Below are 18289 nucleotides of genomic sequence, written 5' to 3' on the forward strand. Positions count from 1 at the left end.
GGCCTCCTTCCACTATTACTTTGCTTGTTCACGCAATACTGTTTTGATGCGTGCAATCGATTTACGTACTTCTTTGATACGTGCAGTGTTTTCTAATTGTCCTGTAGCTAATTGGAATCTAAGATTAAACAATTCTTCTTTCAATTGTTTTTCTTGATCTAGCATTTCGGCAGTGGTTAATTCTCTGATTTCTTTAACCTTCATTCGATTCACCACCCATTTCCTCACGTTTTACGATCTTTGTTTTCACTGGCAATTTGTGAGAAGCAAGACGTAACGCTTCACGCGCAACTTCTTCGGGAACGCCGGCAATTTCAAACATGATTTTACCACGTTTTACTGGTGATACCCATCCTTCAGGAGCCCCTTTACCAGAACCCATACGTACCCCAATTGCTTTGGCCGTATAAGATTTGTGAGGGAAAATTTTGATCCATACTTTCCCGCCACGTTTCATATAACGAGTCATTGCAATACGGGCAGCTTCGATTTGGCGGTTTGTGATCCAGTGTGATTCAACAGCTTGCAAGCCGTATTCACCGAAAACTACTTCTTTTCCGCCTTTCGCTTCACCGCGCATTTTCCCGCGGAATTCACGACGGTGTTTTACACGTTTAGGTACTAACATGTTTATTTCCCTCCTTTCTCAGTGTTCTTTTTAGTTGGAAGAATTTCTCCACGATAAATCCACACTTTAACTCCTAGTTTTCCGTATGTTGTATCTGCTTCTTCCCATGCGTAATCAATATCCGCACGTAATGTATGAAGTGGAACTGTTCCTTCTGAATAGCCTTCTGAACGAGCGATATCTGCTCCGTTTAGACGACCAGATACTTGTGTTTTGATTCCTTTAGCGCCAGAACGCATTGTGCGTTGGATCGCTTGTTTTTGCGCACGACGGAAAGCAACACGGTTTTCTAATTGACGTGCGATTCCTTCGCCTACTAATTTAGCATCTAAATCTGGTTTTTTGATTTCAACGATGTTGATGTGAACTCGTTTGCCAGTTAATTTGTTTAATTCTTTTCTTAGGTTTTCGACTTCAGATCCGCCTTTACCGATAACCATACCTGGTTTAGCTGTGTGGATTGAAATATTTACGCGGTTTGCTGCGCGCTCGATTTCAATTGTTGACACAGCGGCATCAGCAAGTTTAGATGCGATAAATTTACGGATTTTCAAATCTTCATGTAGAAATTCAGCATACTCTTTTTCAGCATACCATTTTGCATCCCAGTCACGGATGATGCCTACACGCATTCCAATTGGATGTACTTTTTGACCCACTGATTGTCCCTCCTTATTTTTCTGATACGACTACAGTAATATGACTTGTACGTTTGTTGATTGGAGAAGCTGAACCTTTCGCACGTGGACGGAAACGTTTCATTGTTGGTCCTTCGTTGACGAATGCTTCAGAAACAATCAAGTTTTCAACATCTAAGTCAAAATTGTTTTCTGCATTAGCGATAGCTGACATCAAGACTTTCTCGATGATTCCAGCCGCTTTGTTTGGTGTGAACTTCAAGATCGCGATTGCTTCAGCAACGCTTTTCCCTCTGATCAAATCAATAACTAGACGTGATTTACGAGGAGAAACGCGGACTGTTTTAGCAGTTGCTTTCGCTGATGTGATTTGTTCTGCCATTTTTGGATATCCTCCCCTCAAAATTAGCGTCTTGTTTTCTTATCGTCGGCAGCGTGTCCGCGATAAGTTCTTGTTGGTGCAAATTCACCTAGTTTGTGTCCTACCATGTCTTCTTGGATGTAAACTGGTACATGTTTCCGTCCATCATACACAGCAATTGTAAATCCGATAAAACTTGGGAAGATTGTGGAACGACGTGACCAAGTTTTGATCACTTTTTTCTTTTCAGCGCCTTGTTGTGCTTCGACCTTCTTCATCAAATGGTCATCGACAAAAGGTCCTTTTTTCAAACTACGACCCATGGTGTACCTCCTCTCAAAATGTGCGACACATGGTCAAGTAAATTATTTAGTCTTGCGACGACGAACGATAAGTTTGTCTGATTTAGCTTTCTTGTTACGTGTTTTGTAACCAAGTGCTGGTTGTCCCCAAGGTGAAACTGGAGCTTTACGTCCGATTGGAGCTTTACCTTCACCACCACCGTGTGGGTGATCATTAGGGTTCATTACGCTACCACGTACAGTTGGGCGTTTGCGCATCCAACGAGAACGTCCGGCTTTACCGATGTTGATCAATTCATGTTGTTCGTTACCAACAGAGCCAATTGTTGCACGGCATGTTGCCAAGATCATACGTACTTCGCCTGAGTTCAAGCGGATCAATACATATTTTCCTTCTTTACCAAGTACTTGTGCACTTGTACCAGCTGAACGGATCAATTGTCCGCCTTTTCCTGGTTTCATTTCGATGTTGTGGATAACAGTACCAACTGGAATATTTTCTAGTGGTAATGCGTTCCCTACTTTAATATCTGCATCTGGTCCAGAAACGACAGTCATGCCAACTTCTAATCCTTTAGGTGCTAAGATATATGCTTTTACTCCATCCTCGTAATGTACTAACGCAATGTTAGCAGAACGGTTTGGATCATATTCAATCGTTTTAACAGTAGCAACGACATTGTCTTTGTTACGTTTGAAATCGATCAAACGGTATTGACGTTTGTGACCGCCACCTTGATGACGAACCGTGATACGTCCGTTGTTGTTACGACCAGCATTGTTTTTCAATGGCGCTAACAATGTTTTTTCTGGTGTTGAAGTTGTGATTTCAGCGAAATCAGAACTTGTCATATTACGACGGCCGTTTGTGGTAGGTTTGTACTTTTTAATCGCCACGTCTTTTTCCCTCCCATTTAGTATTTAAATATGGTCTGCTTATTCAGCAGCGTCAAAAATTTGGATTTCTTTTGAATCTTCAGTTAAAGTCACAACAGCTTTGCGACGTTTTTTTGTGTATCCTGCATATTTACCCATGCGTTTGAATTTAGGGCGTACGTTGATGATATTCACGTTAGCCACTTTCACTCCGTCAAAGGCAGCTTCTACAGCTTGTTTTACTAAAGTTTTGTTCGCTTTTGTGTCTACTTCGAAAGTATATTTCTTGTCATCCATGGCAAGCATAGATTTCTCAGTGATCACTGGGCGTTTGATGACGTCTAGTAAGTTCATTATGCAAGCACCTCCTCGATCTGAGTAAGAGCAGTTTGTGTTACCAACATTTTATCTGCTGAAACAACATCCAATACGCTCACGTTATCAGCAGTTACTACTGAAACAGATGGCAAGTTGCGTGCAGATAATGCAGCAAAGTCGTTTTCTGTTTCTAAAACTACCAATACTTTTGAGTCAATAGTCAAGTTAGCTAAAACTTGTTTGAATTCTTTTGTTTTTGGTGCATCAAAGCTTAACCCTTCTACTGCTACCAAGTTATTTGAAGCAACTTTTTCTGACAATACAGATTTCATTGCTAAGCGACGAACTTTTTTAGGAAGTTTGTAGCTGTATGAACGTGGTGTTGGTCCGAAGACTACGCCACCTCCACGCCATTGTGGTGAACGGATTGAACCTTGACGAGCACGACCAGTTCCTTTTTGGCGCCATGGTTTACGGCCACCGCCACGAACGGCACTGCGATTTTTCACAGCGTGTGTTCCTTGTCTTAATGAAGCACGTTGCATGATGATTGCATCGTAGACAACTGTTTCATTTGGTTCAATTCCGAAGATTTCTTCGTTCAATGTAATTTCGCCATTTTGGCTTCCATCTTGTTTGAATAATGCTACATTCGGCATTCCTTAGTTCCTCCTTTCTTCCTATCTACTTATTTAGCTTTCACAGCTGATTTGATTGTAATCAATGATTTTTTCGCGCCAGGTACATTACCTTTAATCAAGATAACGTTACGTTCTGCGTCTACACGCACGATTTCCAAGTTTTGGATCGTGATGCGGTTACCGCCCATACGTCCAGCAAGACGTTTGTTTTTGAATACACGGTTAGGTGCAACTGGACCCATTGATCCAGGACGACGGTGATAACGAGAACCGTGAGCCATTGGTCCGCGGCTTTGTCCGTGACGTTTGATAACGCCTTGGAATCCTTTACCTTTCGAAGTGCCGGTTACATCAATGATGTCTCCTGCTTCAAAAATATCAACTTTAATTTCTGAACCTACTTCTAAGCCCTCTAGCTCTACATTCTTGAATTCGCGAATGAAGCGCTTAGGAGCCGTGTTTGCTTTTGCAACATGACCTTTCGCAGGTTTGTTAGACAAAACTTCACGCATATCTTGGTAGCCGACTTGAATTGCTTCGTAGCCGTCATTTTCGATTGTTTTCACTTGTAGCACTACGTTTGGAGTAGCTTCTACTACAGTTACTGGAATCAATTCGCCAGATTCAGTGAAGATTTGAGTCATTCCCACTTTTTTCCCTAAGATTCCTTTGGTCATGATTACACCTCCATCTTAATTATTATAGTTTGATTTCAATATTTACACCGCTTGGCAAGTCTAGCTTCATTAAAGCATCAACTGTTTTTGGTGTTGGATTCACAATGTCGATTAGACGTTTGTGTGTACGCATTTCGAATTGTTCGCGTGAATCTTTGTATTTGTGTGTCGCACGGATGATCGTGTACAAGCTGCGTTCAGTTGGCAATGGAATTGGACCAGATACGCCAGCTCCAGTTCTTTTTGCAGTTTCTACGATTTTATCCGCTGATTGATCTAAAATACGATGTTCATACGCTTTTAAACGGATACGAATTTTTTGTTTTGCCATTGTTTTCCCTCCTTCGCCTATTTTGAAAAGTAGACATAGCTCCACGAAAATTTCCGTCACGCTCGTCCATGGCAAAGCGTCCGGGCGTGTCGCAACCTCTCGTTTCGTAGCCGGCAGTTTTTTCTTTGCTGCCAGTGTGACTTACGCATATACGTAAACAGCACCTTTATGATTATATTATGGATAAACGCTGATTGCAAGCTTTTTTTAATGAAAAGAAACGATTCTTTTGCGTTTTTTTCAGAAAACTTTCTTTTCTCTTGAAAACAACAAAAACCTTGCCTAATGACTTGCTCTAAGCAAAAGCTTTTCCAACAACCATAGCTACTAACGCAAAAGCGCCCCTTCCGGAATAATTCTCCAGAAAAAGCGCTTCAAACCACTAATCATCTCGATTTACTACTAGTTGATTAATCCTTTAGTCACACGTTGGATTGCTGCTTTTAACGGAAAATAAGCAATAGCGACAATCAAAATCGTGGCCACTACATTGATGACTGTTGCCGGCAATTTGATGACCGCTGCCGACCAAGCTCCTGACCAGCTGCTGCCAAGATACCAAAGCATAACAGTATTTTTGATTTGCGTCATAGCAAGTTTCGCCAAGCCAGTAACAGACCCAATAACCACTAACTGCCATATTGCTTGCGGACGTTTTTTAAATAAGAGAAACGCACCATATGCAAAAGCCCCCACAATAAAACTTTCCAAAATAAAATAAGGGGCCTCTGTCGCATACCCATTCAGCAAATCAAAAATCGCAAAGCCTAGTCCCCCAGCAAGGGAGCCTTTCACATAACCTAATAATAAAACTGCTAATAAAAGAACGGCATTCCCCAAGTGCACAAAGGCGCCGGTGGGCAATGGGATCTTGATCATCGTACCAATGACTGTCAACGCTGTAAACAATGCCACAAAGACAATACTTCGAATTCTGTGATCATTCATGTGGTATCATCCTTTCTTCCGCATGATTATAAGCACCGTGCCAGACGTGACCGACATAAGGATTGATCAGAACCCCTTGTCGAATCGCCGCAACGACGAAGTCTTTGGCCAAGCGAATGCTTTCTAGTAACGGCAGCCCTTTTGCTAATCCAGCAGTAATGGCTGCAGAAAACGTACAGCCTGCACCATGGTTGAAATCAGTATCGATCCTCCGGCTTTCTAGAGTAGTAAAAGAGTGTCCATCATAAACTAAGTCAATTGCCTGCGCTCCTGGCAACCGATGACCTCCTTTGACGACGACACACTTCGCGCCTAAATGATAAATCCTTTTCGCAGCTTCTTTCATAGCAACAAGGTCTTTTAAGTCCCCCATCCCCGATAAAATTCCAGCTTCAATCAAGTTAGGTGTCACCACATCCGCCAAAGGCAGCAAGTATTCGATCAATGCATCCACACTCTTTGGCTGCAAAATATGTGCGGTCCCTTTACAAGCAATAACAGGATCGATCACCACCTGTTTCACTTGTTGTTGCTGGATCATCTTGGCAGCCTGCGCAATATTGGCTTCATTCCCCAACATCCCTGTCTTAACGGCATCCATTGGTTCCCCCGTGAAAGCCGAAATCAATTGTTTTTCGATCAAAGAAGTGTCCATAGCTGTCACTTCGTGGGTCCATCCCATTGACGGATCCATGGTGACGATCGAGGCAATCGAAGCAAAACCAAAAACACCATACTCTTGAAAGGTCTTTAAATCAGCTTCAATTCCTGCGCCGCCTGTTGAATCGGACCCGGCGATCGTTAATACTTTCTTCATTATTATCGACTCCTTTTATTCAGTATAACCAATGGTCCCCTTGACGAAAACAGCCAATTGGCTTATTTTTATACCATCCAATAAAAAAGGAGGGCTCTAATGACCGATTGGCAAATCGATAAACAGAAGAAGCAACCACTCTATCAGCAAATCGTCACTTACTTTATCGAGGCCATCCAAAATGGCGATTACACACCTGGTGAACAGTTGCCCGCCGAACGAAAACTAGCCACTCAATTCGGGGTCAACCGTTCAACGATCGTCAAGGCACTGGATGAGCTTCGGAGTTTAGGATGGATCACGCGCAAACGAGGCAGCGGCACACAAGTCTCTGAAGGTCGATGGGGCAACCGTCAGACCCCTCTGTCTTATCTCCGCTCGTCTCTATCTAGTCCCTACTTACAGCAAGACCCCTTTGTTGAAGAGATTCAGCGATTGCGCACAAAAGACCAAATTCTCGACCTTTATACAGGTGATCTGCCACAAGAACTGCTTCCTGATTTCCAATTTCCTGCCTTTACTTGGGAGATGATCCGCAACGAAAGCCTGCAAAGCACCCCAGCCGGCTATCCACCATTGCAAGAAGTCTTGATGCGGCACTTGACGGAAGATTTCGGAATCCCCTTATCTGGACAAAAACTCGTGATCACTTCTGGCTCCACGCAAGGTATCACACTGCTTATGCAAGTTTTGTTGACTTCAGGTGATAGTATTCTTACGGAAGATCCTTCCTTTTTGTTTTCATTGCCCTTATTTACAACAATGAATGTCCGCGTTCTCGGAATCAAACAGGACGAAGAAGGGATGCGACCGAAAGACTTAGAACAAGCATTGAAAGAGCAGAAAATCAAATTTGTTTATTTAAATCCGACATTCCAAAATCCCACCGGTCGTACCATGAGCCTTGGCCGCCGCAAAGAAATTATCGCTATTTGCCAGAGGTATCAAGTACCGATCATAGAAGATGATATCTTTAGTGAGTTAGCCTTTACGCCGCAACCCGAAAAATTTAAGGCACTAGCACCAGATTCGGTCATTTATCTCGGATCTTTATCAAAACTCTTTGGGTCTTCTATCAAAATCGGCTGGTTATTAGCTCCTGAAGCATTGGCGGATCAATTTGCTCAAGCTAAAAAAAGGATGTCTATCGAGACAACGATTTTTCCTCAACTGTTAGCTAATCTTGCTCTCCGTTCCATGGAGTACCCTCAACAACAACAGGACTTGCTAAAAAAGATGGCTCAAAAGCAACATGCCTTGATTCAGCGACTGGACGCTTTTTCTGAGGATTGGGCATTCCAACAGACCACTGGGGGACTATACCTCTGGCTGCAATGGCAACACGCCCCACTGAAACGGAGAGACTGGACACTTTTCTTAAAAAATGATTGTCTAGTTGCCCCAGCCTTTCTCTTCAGCAATGATACAAACGGATTTCGTCTGAACTATACACGACTTTCGGAAAATCAACTAGACTTGTTTTGTCAGCAATTCAGAAAAATCACAACACAATTAAAGGAGCATCTGTATGAATGAGACAATTGATCTATTAACCAACCACCGCACTTATCGCCAATTCGATAGCAACTATCAATTATCAAAGGAGCAGTTAGAAGCAATTTTATCTGCTGCACGACAAGCACCTAGCTGGATGAACGGGCAAGCTTATTCCATTCTCGTGATCGATGATCGTTCACTTCGACAACAGCTGGTTACTTGGAATCCAGGTAATCCTCATATCGCTGAAAGTTCTATCTTTTTACTTTTCTTGGCTGATTTAAACCGCACCAAGAAAGTTGCTGAGAAAAAACAAACACCTTATCTGGTTGATGAAGGTCTACAACCATTGTTGATCGCAACAACCGATGCTAGTATCGCTTTACAGTCAGCTGCCATTGCTGCGGAATCTCTTGGTCTAGGAACAGTTATTTCCGGCAGTGTCCGCAAAGACAGCAAAGCGATCGCCGAATTGCTCGAACTGCCAGAATACGTTTACCCTGTGGCTGGATTAAGTATTGGCAAACCAATTGTAGATATGGCTCTCAAGCCTCGCTTGCCTCAAGAGGCGGTAATCCATTACAACAAATACCAGGATTATTCCTATCAAGCGATCGAAGACTATGACCAAATCATGACCGCCTTCGGTGAAGCGAGAGAAACAATGCCTTGGTCCGAAAAATTCGGGCTCTATAATTTATGGGACTGATGAATCAGAATTGATTCTTCAGCCCCATTTTTATTTTAGGTATTAAAAAACATATCGTTCTCTAGTATGATTAAATCACGACAAAATAAACAACTGAGAGGACGATATGCTATATGAATGATTCTATCAAAAAAATGCTGCGATTAATAGAGAAAGATTTGATGATTACAGAGGTCTCTTACGAGACCTTTCAGAAGAAAAAGACGTTGATCGTCGATGCTGTTTTCTCACCTGCTCCCCATACCTGTAGAAATTGTGGTTCTACTGTGGTAGATGGAAACGGGAAAGTAATTGTAGTGAAAAATGGGAAGAAGGAAACGATTGTCCGCTTTGAACAATACAATCACATGCCTTTGGTTATGCGCTTAAAAAAGCAGCGCTATACCTGTAAAAACTGTCGAACCCATTGGACGGCTCAAAGTTATTTTGTTCAACCCAGACATTCAATCGCGAATCATGTCAGATATAAAATTGCTTCTTTGCTGACTGAAAAAGTATCTTTATCTTTTATTGCGAAAAATTGTCAGGTATCTTTGACCACCGTTATTCGTACGTTGAAAGAGTTTAAAAGCTACTTACCAAAGCAATCTAAGAGGATTCTCCCCAGAGTATTGATGGTTGATGAATTTCGTTCGCACGCTTCCATAGAAGATAAAATGAGCTTTATTTGCGCAGATGGCGAAACAGGACAATTAATTGATGTCTTGCCTACGCGTAAATTGCCTCGATTAACAAGCTATTTCTTAGGCTGCACTAATCCTGAAGAAGTAAAATTTTTAGTCACAGACATGAACGCCGCCTACTTCCAGCTTACCAAACGTATTCTGCCAAATGCGAAAGTAGTGATTGATCGGTTTCATATTATCAAACACATGAATCAAGCCTTTAATGAGTTGCGTATCCGTGAAATGAATGAACTTCGTAAAGTAGGACAGAAAAGTCAGGCAGAAAAACTGAAAAAGAACTGGCGCTTTTTGCTAAAAAATCGTGCAAACATCAACCATTATGAATACAAAACATGGAAAAGTTTTCGATCACCAAAATACCCATTTCTTACGGAAGCGATGATGATTGATCGATTGCTTGGCTTTTCTACGTCCCTGAAGGAGGCGTATCCCTATTTTCATGAATTAGTTGAAGCCTTTCGAGACAAAGACCCTGACTTATTTTTCTCCTTATTGGCAGAACTTCCCGAAACGTTAGATGACGGCTTTCGGGAAAAGCTCCAAAACCTTCTGACCTATGAAGAAGGCATCACCAACGCGATGATCTATCCTTACACCAATGGAAAAATAGAAGCGAAGAATACCCATATAAAGACAATGAAACGAGTATCCTACGGATTTAAATCATTTGAGAACATGAGAATTAGAATCTTTTTGATCAATCAATTAATCAAAGTAAGATAACAAAAAATCTGAGCCAGAATGAGGTTCATTCTGACCCAGATTTGATTTTGTACAACCCATCAGTCCTTATTGACAAAGAGCCAAAATTCGCCAATTTCTACGGCCGTGTCCCTGACCAAGGCTTTGATCAATTTCTAAAAGATCAAAAATTGATCAAATAAAAATTTTCAAGCAAAAAAAGCAGAAGCGCTAGCGCTTCTGCTTTTTGCATTTATCAAGTCAATTAAGCTTTGATTTCAGTTACAACGCCTGAACCAACAGTACGTCCGCCTTCACGAATTGAGAAACGAGTTCCGTCTTCGATAGCGATTGGGTGGATCAATTCAACGTCGATTGTTACGTTATCGCCAGGCATAACCATTTCAGTTCCTTCTGGTAATTCAACAACACCAGTTACGTCAGTTGTACGGAAGTAGAACTGAGGACGGTAGTTAGTGAAGAATGGAGTGTGACGTCCACCTTCTTCTTTTGTCAAAACATAAACTTCAGCTTTGAATTTTGTATGAGGTGTGATTGTACCAGCTTTAGCCAATACTTGTCCACGTTGGATGTCTTCACGAGCAACCCCACGTAGCAATGCACCAATGTTATCCCCTGCTTCAGCATAGTCTAACAATTTACGGAACATTTCAACACCTGTTACAGTTGTTTTAGCAGTTTCGTCAGCAATACCAACGATTTCTACTTCATCACCAACGCGAACTTGTCCACGTTCAACACGGCCTGTAGCAACAGTACCACGTCCAGTGATTGAGAATACGTCTTCGACTGGCATCATGAATGGTTTGTCAGTATCACGTTCTGGAGTTGGAACGTATTCGTCAACTGCAGCCATCAATTCCATGATTTTTTCTTCGTATGAAGGATCTCCTTCAAGAGCTTTCAAAGCAGAACCGGCGATTACAGGAACATCGTCGCCTGGGAAGTCATATTCAGACAATAGGTCACGAACTTCCATTTCAACTAATTCTAGCAATTCTTCGTCATCAACCATATCCATTTTGTTCAAGAAAACAACGATGTATGGTACGCCAACGTTACGTGATAACAAGATGTGTTCACGAGTTTGAGGCATAGGACCGTCAGCAGCAGATACTACTAAGATCGCACCGTCCATTTGCGCAGCACCAGTGATCATGTTTTTAACATAGTCCGCGTGTCCTGGGCAGTCTACGTGAGCGTAGTGGCGAGCTTCAGTTTCATACTCAACGTGAGCAGTTGAGATAGTGATTCCGCGTTCGCGTTCTTCTGGAGCACCATCGATTTGGTCGTAAGCAGAAGCTTGTGCCAAACCTTTTTTAGATAATACAGTTGTGATAGCAGCTGTAAGTGTAGTTTTACCATGGTCAACGTGTCCGATCGTACCAATGTTTACGTGGGGTTTAGAACGGTCAAATTTTTCTTTTGCCATTTTAAAATGTTCCTCCTAAAAATACAGTTTATTTTTTATATTTGATAGGTAGAGGGCGCGAAGCCCCCCATCCCTTATCATCGATAATATTGTACACGAAACTTCATAAAAAATATAGCTTTTTACTGAATTTCGCATTTGTGCATCAATTATTCAGCTTTGCCGCCGTTTTTCTTGATGATTTCTTCTTGAACAGACTTAGGTACATCTTCATAGTGATCAAATGTCATCATGAAAGTACCGCGTCCTTGAGTAGATGAACGAAGTGTTGTTGCATATCCGAACATTTCAGCCAATGGAACAATCGCGTTAACGATTTGTGAGTTACCATGCGCTTCCATACCTTCAACACGTCCACGACGAGCAGTTACGTGTCCCATAACATCACCTAAGTAATCTTCAGGAACAGTGATAACAACTTTCATCATTGGTTCAAGAATCACTGGATTAGCTTTCTTCGCTGCAGCACGTAAAGCCATTGAAGCTGCCACACGGAAGGCTGTTTCACTTGAATCGACATCATGGTATGAACCATCGTAAAGCTTGGCTTTGATGTCAACCAATGGATAACCAGCTAGAACACCGTTAGCCATTGAGTCTTCAAGTCCTTTTTCAACTGCTGGGATGTATTCACGTGGAACCACACCACCGACAATTGCGTTTTCGAATTCGAAGCCTTTACCTTCTTCGTTTGGTGTAAATTCGATCCATACGTGACCGTATTGACCTTTACCACCAGACTGACGTACAAATTTACCTTCGGCTTGCGTAGAAGCACGGAATGTTTCGCGGTAAGAAACTTGAGGCGCACCAACGTTTGCTTCAACTTTAAATTCGCGACGCATACGGTCAACAAGGACGTCCAAGTGAAGTTCACCCATCCCTGCGATAACAGTTTCGCCAGTTTCAGCGTTTGTTTCTACACGGAATGAAGGATCTTCTTCAGCAAGTTTTTGTAAAGCCACACCCATTTTATCTTGGTCAGCTTTTGATTTAGGTTCAACAGCTACTTCGATAACTGGTTCTGGGAATTCGATTGATTCAAGGATAACTGGTGATTTTTCGTCACACAATGTATCCCCTGTTGTTGTATCTTTCAAACCAACAGCTGCAGCGATATCGCCTGAATAAACTGTTTGGATTTCTGCACGAGTGTTCGCGTGCATTTGCAGGATACGACCGATACGTTCGCGTTTGTCTTTTGAAGCATTCAAGACATATGATCCAGAGTTCAAGACACCTGAATACACACGGAAGAATGTCAAACGACCTACGAATGGGTCAGTCATTACTTTAAATGCTAGTGAAGCAAAAGGCGCTTCATCGTCAGCAGGACGATCAGTTTCTTCGTCAGTTTTAGGATTGATCCCTTTGATTGCAGGAACATCAAGTGGTGAAGGAAGGTAGTCGATGACTGCATCCAACATCAATTGAACCCCTTTGTTTTTGAAGGCTGAACCACAAAGAACTGGGAAAAATTCAACAGTCAATGTCGCTTGACGGATACCAGCTTTCAATTCTTCTTCAGTGATTTCTTCACCTTCCAAGAATTTCATCATTAGCTCTTCGTCAGTATCTGCAACAGCTTCAACTAATTTTTCGCGCCATTCTTCAGCTAATTCTTTGTACTCTTCAGGAATTTCAGTTTCTTGAATCTCTGTTCCTAAATCGTTTGTATAGATCTCAGCTTTCATTTTTACTAGATCGATGATACCAGTAAAGTCATCTTCCGCACCAATTGGTAATTGGATTGGATGAGCATTTGCTTGCAAGCGATCATGTAAAGTAGATACAGAGTATAAGAAGTCTGCACCGATTTTATCCATTTTGTTACAGAATACGATACGTGGTACGCGGTAATCTGTCGCTTGACGCCAAACTGTTTCAGTTTGTGGTTCTACACCAGATTGTGAGTCCAATACTGTTACAGCACCGTCAAGAACCCGTAGTGAACGTTGTACTTCAATTGTGAAGTCCACGTGTCCAGGAGTGTCGATGATATTTACGCGGTTTTCTTTCCATTGCGCAGTTGTCGCAGCAGAAGTGATCGTGATCCCACGTTCTTGTTCTTGTTCCATCCAGTCCATTTGAGAAGCACCTTCATGTGTTTCCCCAATTTTATGGATTTTACCTGTGTAATAAAGGATACGTTCAGTTGTCGTTGTTTTACCAGCGTCAACGTGGGCCATGATCCCGATATTACGAGTTTTTTCTAGCGAAAATTCTCTTGCCATTCTAGGTTGTTCCCCTCTCATTCTTACTTAAACCTAAGCTAAGGTTGTCTCAGTACCTTCCAATAAAAAGCAGTGAGGATCTTACCAACGATAGTGAGCAAATGCGCGGTTGGCTTCCGCCATTTTGTGTGTGTCTTCGCGTTTCTTCACAGAAGCACCAGTGTTGTTTGCTGCATCCATGATTTCTTTCGCAAGACGTTCTTCCATTGTGTGTTCGCCACGCAAACGAGCGTAGTTTACCACCCAACGAAGACCTAGAGTTGTACGACGTTCTGGACGAACTTCAACTGGGACTTGGTAGTTAGAACCACCGACACGGCGAGCTTTAACTTCCAATACAGGCATAATGTTCTTCATTGCTTGTTCGAAAACTTCCAATGGATCATTTCCTGTAGATTCTTTGATAATGCCAAAAGCATTGTAGATAATATTTGCAGCAACACCGCGTTTACCATCAACCATTACACGGTTGATCAAACGAGTTACTAATTTTGAGTTATAAATAGGATCTGGTAAAACATCACGTTTTGCAACAGGACCTTTACGAGGCATCCGTAACTCCTCCTTCCGAAATATCAGTTCTGATTAAATAGTTTCATTTGTAGTTTGAATCAAAATTAAGCTTTAGGACGTTTTGTTCCATATTTAGAACGAGATTGTTTACGATCGTTAACACCGGCAGTATCCAATGCACCACGAACGATATGGTAACGTACCCCTGGTAAGTCTTTTACACGTCCACCGCGTAGCAATACCACACTGTGTTCTTGCAAGTTGTGACCGATACCTGGAATATAAGCTGTCACTTCAATCAAGTTTGACAAACGAACACGCGCATATTTACGTAGAGCTGAGTTCGGTTTTTTCGGTGTCATAGTTCCCACACGAGTAGCTACCCCACGCTTTTGAGGTGAGTTAACATTCGTTTGAGCTTTTTTGAAACTGTTGTATCCTTTGTTCAATGCTGGTGAATTTGATTTTTCAACCTTGGATTTACGAGGTTTACGTACTAATTGATTAATTGTAGGCATCCCTAGTTTTCCTCCTTCCTTGATTCGCTTTATAGTTCCACACATCCAGGTGGTTCTTTTTTTGCGATAAAAAATAATGCATTCTCTGCATTCTTATCAAATATGCTTTGATAAACAGTCAGCACGTCTCCAACGAGAGACCTGTAGATAAAGCACCTTTGATAGAATACCATGATAAAAAGACTCTGTCAACCATCTCTCCAATGATTTTTTATGAAAGGAGCAACTGCCAAAATTTTATAAAAAAAACTCTCCCTTGCGCCTCCTTTTTACTTCTTCTTACTATATAATAAAGATGAAAATAGTATTTTATTAGAGGTGGGTCAATAATGAATCTAAAAGAGATGGTCGGTATTGAAGCGGCCAGCTATGTCACTGACGGTATGGTCGTCGGTTTAGGAACTGGTTCAACTGCGTATTACATGATCGAAGAATTGGGGCGCAGAGTGAAAGAAGAAAACTTGTCGATCGTTGGTGTACCAACATCCTGGGCATCAAAAAAACAAGCAGAATCGTTAGGGATCCCGGTCAAAACGATCGATGAAGTGGCAAGTGTCGATTTAACGATCGATGGTGCAGATGAGATCAGCGGAGACTATCATGGAATCAAAGGTGGCGGTGCCGCACTGCTTTTTGAAAAAATCGTCGCAACCTACTCTAAAAAAGTTCTTTGGATTGTTGATAAATCAAAGATCGTTGAAAAATTAGGCGCATTCCCATTACCTGTAGAAGTGATTCCCTATGGCAGTCAGCAATTGATGCGATTGTTTACAGAAAAAAACTATCACCCTGTCCTTCGCCTAGCCGAAGATGGCACCCCGCTAAAAACTGATTGCGGTCATTACATCATTGATCTTCATCTACAAACCATCAATGAACCAGTTGCATTGGCTCATGAACTAGATCAAACCGTCGGTGTTGTAGAGCACGGGCTCTTCTTGGATATGGTACATACGATCATCATTGGACAAGAAGATGGACCTGAGACCCGCAGCGTTCGCTGATGCCTCTAGCAACAAAAGGAGCAAGTGCTCCTTTTGTTCGAGGTTCTACGTATTTTTCTTCATTTTTCTAGAGTTAAATTCATTTTTGTGCAAGTTTTCTCTATCATTTATGCCTCATTTATGCTACATTCAAATAAAAAAGAATAGGAAGGAGCGGCTATGAAAGTCATCGGTTATGCTCGCACAACAATTATTGATAAAGAATCAAGTGAACAATTAAACAAACTAAAAGAATTTGGTTGTACAGAATTGTTCCACGAAACCTATGCCTACGAAGAAAACTGTGATAACCACTCATTAGAATCTGTGATTGCTCGTATGCAGTCTGGGGAAACGCTGGTTGTTTCTGAACTTCATCGTTTAGGTAAAACAACCCGGCAATTAACTGAATTGACAGATCTTCTAAGAAAAAGAAACCTTCACCTAGTTTCTCTAGCAGAAAACATCGATACGAGAGAACCCATGGGGGCGATTTATTTCAATTTAATGGAAGGTTTGGCAGCGATGGAACAAGCCTTAATCAAAGAACGGACATTAGTCGGATTGAACAATGCCCGAAAGAACGGCAAAATTGGCGGACGTCCAAAAATCGATCCAAAAACCATCAAAAAAATTCGCCAGCTTTATTACGATAAAAAAGAGACGATTCAATTCATCTCCACAAAATGCGGTGTTTCTGTCGGAACCTGCTATAAATACATAAAACTTTCAGAAGAAGAATTGGATAAAGTATACAGTCATTAATCACTTGTCTGAATCCGGTGCTTCATCTTTTTTTCTGTGCGCCGATCCTGTCAGACAAAATGATTCAGAAATAAAAAAGAACGTCTTGAAGAAAGACGTTTTTTTCTGTTTCTTTTTTTAAGAAACAAGGTTTTACGCTAAATACGTAGAAATTCTTTGCGAAAAAGTGTACAATAAACAGGGAATTGAAAATTTCAGAAAAATATCTAATATCTAAAAGGAGAGTTTTACATGCCAAAATTAGTATTTTCTCGTCACGGACTAAGCGAATGGAATAAATTGAACCAATTTACTGGTTGGGCCGATGTAGATTTAGCGCCAGAAGGTGTCGAAGAAGCAATCGAGGGCGGACGTAAAATCAAAGAAGCCGGCATCGAATTCGATGTTGCCTACACATCTGTATTAACTCGTGCCATCAAAACTTGTAACTACATTTTAGAATATTCTGATCAACTATGGGTGCCAACAATCAAATCTTGGCGTTTGAACGAACGTCACTACGGTAAACTACAAGGATTGAACAAAAAAGAAACTGCTGAAAAATACGGAGACGAACAAGTTCACATCTGGCGTCGTTCCTACGATGTATTGCCTCCATTGATGGATGCATCTGATGAAGGTTCTGCAGCAAACGATCGTCGTTATGCAATGCTTGATCCTCGCGACGTACCTGGCGGCGAAAACTTGAAAGTAACGCTAGAACGTGCATTACCTTTCTGGCAAGATGAAATCGCACCTGCATTGAAAGACAACAAAACTGTTTTAGTTGCCGCTCACGGAAACTCTCTACGTGCGTTAGCAAAACACATCGAAGGTATCTCTGATGAAGACATCATGGATCTTGAAATTCCAACAGGTCAACCACTTGTTTATGAATTGAACGATGATCTAACAGTTGCGAAAAAATATTACTTATAATCATTAACAGCCAAGGCTGTGCTGCAAGTCAGAGCAAGAGTATTCTTCCTGACTGACGGCACAGTCTTTTTTTGATTGGTTTCCTGAGAAATATTCGTTATAATTGAAACCGCATACGAAAGGAGCTTGGAATGATGACCACACTCTGTAAAAATGATACGCTACTATTTCTTGGAGATAGCATCACCGACTGCGGCCGTGATCGACTCGATGCTACGGATCTGGGAAAAGGATTTCCCGCCTTTGTGGCAGCCCATCTAGCTGCAGAATACCCAGATGCAAACTTGTCATTTGTTAACCGCGGCATTAGCGGGAATAAAATTCGCGATATCTTAAATCGCATCGAGGAAGACTGCATTGATTTAAAGCCAGATCTACTGATTTTCTTGATCGGTATCAATGATACCTGGCGCAATATTGGCACCTCCTCTTTCGGCACACCCGAAGCAACTGCGACATTTGCTAGTGATTATCGGCAATTTTTGCAGCAAGTGACCGAAAGTGGGATCAAGAAAATCCTGCTTTTAGAGCCATTTGTTCTTCCTTATCCAGCAGATCGCAAACAATGGCGGAAGGATTTGGATCCCAAGATCCATTCCATTCGTGAACTAGCTGCTGAATTTGGTTGTGACTACCTTCCTTTAGACGGCTTATTCGCTGAACGTACTGTCAAAAAACATTCATCTTATTATACTGGGGAAGATGGTGTCCATCCAACAATCGCCGGACATGGTGTGATCGCACAAGAGATCTTGCGCCGTATCCATTATTCAAGATAATTCTTTGATAGAAGTA

At 41.7% G+C, this 18289-nt stretch carries 23 protein-coding genes; 7 read left to right on the forward strand and 16 right to left on the reverse strand.

Annotated features, from left to right (window positions below; all coding sequences use genetic code 11):
- Positions 1 to 15: 15 nt before the first annotated feature.
- From rpmC to thiD, 12 genes are all read right to left on the reverse strand, one after another.
- The gene (gene rpmC, locus EGX73_RS03945) at positions 16 to 204 is read right to left on the reverse strand and encodes a 50S ribosomal protein L29 (RefSeq protein ID WP_002288664.1); all 189 of its coding nucleotides are present in this window, start codon (positions 202 to 204) and stop codon (positions 16 to 18) included.
- Complete coding sequence (gene rplP, locus EGX73_RS03950; RefSeq protein ID WP_003127975.1) at positions 194 to 628, reverse strand: 50S ribosomal protein L16; 435 nt, start codon at positions 626 to 628, stop codon at positions 194 to 196. Before rplP ends, rpmC begins: the two co-directional genes overlap by 11 nt.
- 2 nt (positions 629 to 630) lie before the next feature.
- Positions 631 to 1287, reverse strand: coding sequence for a 30S ribosomal protein S3 (gene rpsC, locus EGX73_RS03955; protein ID WP_003127974.1), 657 nt, complete (start codon positions 1285 to 1287; stop codon positions 631 to 633).
- Positions 1288 to 1300: 13 nt separating this feature from the next.
- Entirely contained in the window at positions 1301 to 1648 is a 348-nt protein-coding gene (gene rplV, locus EGX73_RS03960; protein WP_003127973.1) for a 50S ribosomal protein L22, read from the reverse strand.
- Positions 1649 to 1671: 23 nt separating this feature from the next.
- Positions 1672 to 1950, reverse strand: coding sequence for a 30S ribosomal protein S19 (gene rpsS, locus EGX73_RS03965; protein WP_003127971.1), 279 nt, complete (start codon positions 1948 to 1950; stop codon positions 1672 to 1674).
- A 42-nt stretch (positions 1951 to 1992) separates the two neighbouring features.
- The gene (gene rplB / locus EGX73_RS03970) at positions 1993 to 2826 is read right to left on the reverse strand and encodes a 50S ribosomal protein L2 (protein WP_003127970.1); all 834 of its coding nucleotides are present in this window, start codon (positions 2824 to 2826) and stop codon (positions 1993 to 1995) included.
- Positions 2827 to 2865: 39 nt separating this feature from the next.
- On the reverse strand, positions 2866 to 3159 hold the full coding sequence (locus tag EGX73_RS03975; RefSeq protein ID WP_003127969.1) for a 50S ribosomal protein L23: 294 nt from the start codon (positions 3157 to 3159) through the stop codon (positions 2866 to 2868).
- On the reverse strand, positions 3159 to 3782 hold the full coding sequence (gene rplD / locus EGX73_RS03980; protein WP_003127968.1) for a 50S ribosomal protein L4: 624 nt from the start codon (positions 3780 to 3782) through the stop codon (positions 3159 to 3161). Before rplD ends, EGX73_RS03975 begins: the two co-directional genes overlap by 1 nt.
- Positions 3783 to 3811: 29 nt before the next feature.
- Positions 3812 to 4441: a 50S ribosomal protein L3 gene (gene rplC / locus EGX73_RS03985; RefSeq protein WP_003127967.1), complete on the reverse strand. Its 630-nt coding sequence runs from the start codon at positions 4439 to 4441 to the stop codon at positions 3812 to 3814.
- Between the two features lie 22 nt (positions 4442 to 4463).
- On the reverse strand, positions 4464 to 4772 hold the full coding sequence (rpsJ, locus tag EGX73_RS03990; protein ID WP_003127966.1) for a 30S ribosomal protein S10: 309 nt from the start codon (positions 4770 to 4772) through the stop codon (positions 4464 to 4466).
- 402 nt (positions 4773 to 5174) lie between these two features.
- Entirely contained in the window at positions 5175 to 5720 is a 546-nt protein-coding gene (locus EGX73_RS03995) for an ECF transporter S component (protein WP_021150626.1), read from the reverse strand.
- Positions 5713 to 6537 (reverse strand): bifunctional hydroxymethylpyrimidine kinase/phosphomethylpyrimidine kinase, encoded by an 825-nt coding sequence (gene thiD / locus EGX73_RS04000; protein ID WP_123866745.1) that lies wholly within the window; start codon positions 6535 to 6537, stop codon positions 5713 to 5715. Before thiD ends, EGX73_RS03995 begins: the two co-directional genes overlap by 8 nt.
- Before the next feature lie 99 nt (positions 6538 to 6636).
- On the opposite strand from thiD, the gene EGX73_RS04005 reads away from it, so the two are divergent.
- The 3 genes from EGX73_RS04005 (at position 6637) to EGX73_RS04015 (ending at position 10152) form a co-directional block, all read left to right on the forward strand.
- On the forward strand, positions 6637 to 8073 hold the full coding sequence (locus EGX73_RS04005; RefSeq protein ID WP_005470028.1) for a PLP-dependent aminotransferase family protein: 1437 nt from the start codon (positions 6637 to 6639) through the stop codon (positions 8071 to 8073).
- Entirely contained in the window at positions 8066 to 8743 is a 678-nt protein-coding gene (locus EGX73_RS04010) for a nitroreductase family protein (protein ID WP_123866746.1), read from the forward strand. The genes EGX73_RS04005 and EGX73_RS04010 overlap by 8 nt, the downstream gene beginning before the upstream one ends.
- A gap of 113 nt (positions 8744 to 8856) precedes the next feature.
- Positions 8857 to 10152, forward strand: coding sequence for an ISL3-like element ISEfa5 family transposase (locus EGX73_RS04015; protein ID WP_123866709.1), 1296 nt, complete (start codon positions 8857 to 8859; stop codon positions 10150 to 10152).
- Between the two features lie 223 nt (positions 10153 to 10375).
- On the opposite strand, the gene tuf is transcribed toward EGX73_RS04015, so the two are convergent.
- From tuf to rpsL, 4 genes are all read right to left on the reverse strand, one after another.
- A complete protein-coding gene (tuf, locus tag EGX73_RS04025) occupies positions 10376 to 11563 on the reverse strand; it encodes an elongation factor Tu (RefSeq protein WP_003127959.1) in 1188 nt (395 codons plus the stop codon).
- 149 nt (positions 11564 to 11712) lie between these two features.
- Positions 11713 to 13797, reverse strand: a complete 2085-nt coding sequence (fusA, locus tag EGX73_RS04030; protein ID WP_003127958.1) for an elongation factor G — start codon at positions 13795 to 13797, stop codon at positions 11713 to 11715.
- 81 nt (positions 13798 to 13878) lie between these two features.
- Positions 13879 to 14349: a 30S ribosomal protein S7 gene (gene rpsG, locus EGX73_RS04035; RefSeq protein WP_003127957.1), complete on the reverse strand. Its 471-nt coding sequence runs from the start codon at positions 14347 to 14349 to the stop codon at positions 13879 to 13881.
- Positions 14350 to 14414: 65 nt separating this feature from the next.
- Complete coding sequence (gene rpsL / locus EGX73_RS04040; RefSeq protein WP_003127956.1) at positions 14415 to 14828, reverse strand: 30S ribosomal protein S12; 414 nt, start codon at positions 14826 to 14828, stop codon at positions 14415 to 14417.
- A gap of 329 nt (positions 14829 to 15157) precedes the next feature.
- Here rpsL and rpiA point away from each other — a divergent pair, with 329 nt between their 5' ends.
- The 4 genes from rpiA (at position 15158) to EGX73_RS04060 (ending at position 18273) form a co-directional block, all read left to right on the forward strand.
- Positions 15158 to 15832, forward strand: a complete 675-nt coding sequence (gene rpiA / locus EGX73_RS04045; RefSeq protein ID WP_003127952.1) for a ribose-5-phosphate isomerase RpiA — start codon at positions 15158 to 15160, stop codon at positions 15830 to 15832.
- A 159-nt stretch (positions 15833 to 15991) separates the two neighbouring features.
- Positions 15992 to 16576, forward strand: coding sequence for a recombinase family protein (locus tag EGX73_RS04050; RefSeq protein ID WP_003127951.1), 585 nt, complete (start codon positions 15992 to 15994; stop codon positions 16574 to 16576).
- Between the two features lie 231 nt (positions 16577 to 16807).
- Positions 16808 to 17494 (forward strand): 2,3-diphosphoglycerate-dependent phosphoglycerate mutase, encoded by a 687-nt coding sequence (gene gpmA / locus EGX73_RS04055; RefSeq protein ID WP_003127950.1) that lies wholly within the window; start codon positions 16808 to 16810, stop codon positions 17492 to 17494.
- 131 nt (positions 17495 to 17625) lie between these two features.
- Entirely contained in the window at positions 17626 to 18273 is a 648-nt protein-coding gene (locus tag EGX73_RS04060; protein ID WP_227173404.1) for an SGNH/GDSL hydrolase family protein, read from the forward strand.
- Positions 18274 to 18289: the final 16 nt, after the last annotated feature.

Origin of the sequence: Enterococcus sp. FDAARGOS_553 (genome assembly GCF_003812305.1) — a bacterium.
GTDB classification, from domain to species: Bacteria; Bacillota; Bacilli; order Lactobacillales; family Enterococcaceae; genus Enterococcus_D; species Enterococcus_D gallinarum.

Bases quoted from the DNA above. Each gene is read 5' to 3' on its own strand.
- rpmC (WP_002288664.1), bottom strand. From the start codon at position 204: ATGAAGGTTAAAGAAATCAGAGAATTAACCACTGCCGAAATGCTAGAT.
- rplP (WP_003127975.1), bottom strand. From the start codon at position 628: ATGTTAGTACCTAAACGTGTAAAACACCGTCGTGAATTCCGCGGGAAA.
- rplV (WP_003127973.1), bottom strand. From the start codon at position 1,648: ATGGCAGAACAAATCACATCAGCGAAAGCAACTGCTAAAACAGTCCGC.
- rpsS (WP_003127971.1), bottom strand. From the start codon at position 1,950: ATGGGTCGTAGTTTGAAAAAAGGACCTTTTGTCGATGACCATTTGATG.
- EGX73_RS03975 (WP_003127969.1), bottom strand. From the start codon at position 3,159: ATGAACTTACTAGACGTCATCAAACGCCCAGTGATCACTGAGAAATCT.
- rplD (WP_003127968.1), bottom strand. From the start codon at position 3,782: ATGCCGAATGTAGCATTATTCAAACAAGATGGAAGCCAAAATGGCGAA.
- rplC (WP_003127967.1), bottom strand. From the start codon at position 4,441: ATGACCAAAGGAATCTTAGGGAAAAAAGTGGGAATGACTCAAATCTTC.
- rpsJ (WP_003127966.1), bottom strand. From the start codon at position 4,772: ATGGCAAAACAAAAAATTCGTATCCGTTTAAAAGCGTATGAACATCGT.
- EGX73_RS03995 (WP_021150626.1), bottom strand. From the start codon at position 5,720: ATGAATGATCACAGAATTCGAAGTATTGTCTTTGTGGCATTGTTTACA.
- thiD (WP_123866745.1), bottom strand. From the start codon at position 6,537: ATGAAGAAAGTATTAACGATCGCCGGGTCCGATTCAACAGGCGGCGCA.
- EGX73_RS04005 (WP_005470028.1), top strand. From the start codon at position 6,637: ATGACCGATTGGCAAATCGATAAACAGAAGAAGCAACCACTCTATCAG.
- EGX73_RS04010 (WP_123866746.1), top strand. From the start codon at position 8,066: ATGAATGAGACAATTGATCTATTAACCAACCACCGCACTTATCGCCAA.
- EGX73_RS04015 (WP_123866709.1), top strand. From the start codon at position 8,857: ATGAATGATTCTATCAAAAAAATGCTGCGATTAATAGAGAAAGATTTG.
- tuf (WP_003127959.1), bottom strand. From the start codon at position 11,563: ATGGCAAAAGAAAAATTTGACCGTTCTAAACCCCACGTAAACATTGGT.
- fusA (WP_003127958.1), bottom strand. From the start codon at position 13,797: ATGGCAAGAGAATTTTCGCTAGAAAAAACTCGTAATATCGGGATCATG.
- rpsG (WP_003127957.1), bottom strand. From the start codon at position 14,349: ATGCCTCGTAAAGGTCCTGTTGCAAAACGTGATGTTTTACCAGATCCT.
- rpsL (WP_003127956.1), bottom strand. From the start codon at position 14,828: ATGCCTACAATTAATCAATTAGTACGTAAACCTCGTAAATCCAAGGTT.
- rpiA (WP_003127952.1), top strand. From the start codon at position 15,158: ATGAATCTAAAAGAGATGGTCGGTATTGAAGCGGCCAGCTATGTCACT.
- EGX73_RS04050 (WP_003127951.1), top strand. From the start codon at position 15,992: ATGAAAGTCATCGGTTATGCTCGCACAACAATTATTGATAAAGAATCA.
- gpmA (WP_003127950.1), top strand. From the start codon at position 16,808: ATGCCAAAATTAGTATTTTCTCGTCACGGACTAAGCGAATGGAATAAA.
- EGX73_RS04060 (WP_227173404.1), top strand. From the start codon at position 17,626: ATGATGACCACACTCTGTAAAAATGATACGCTACTATTTCTTGGAGAT.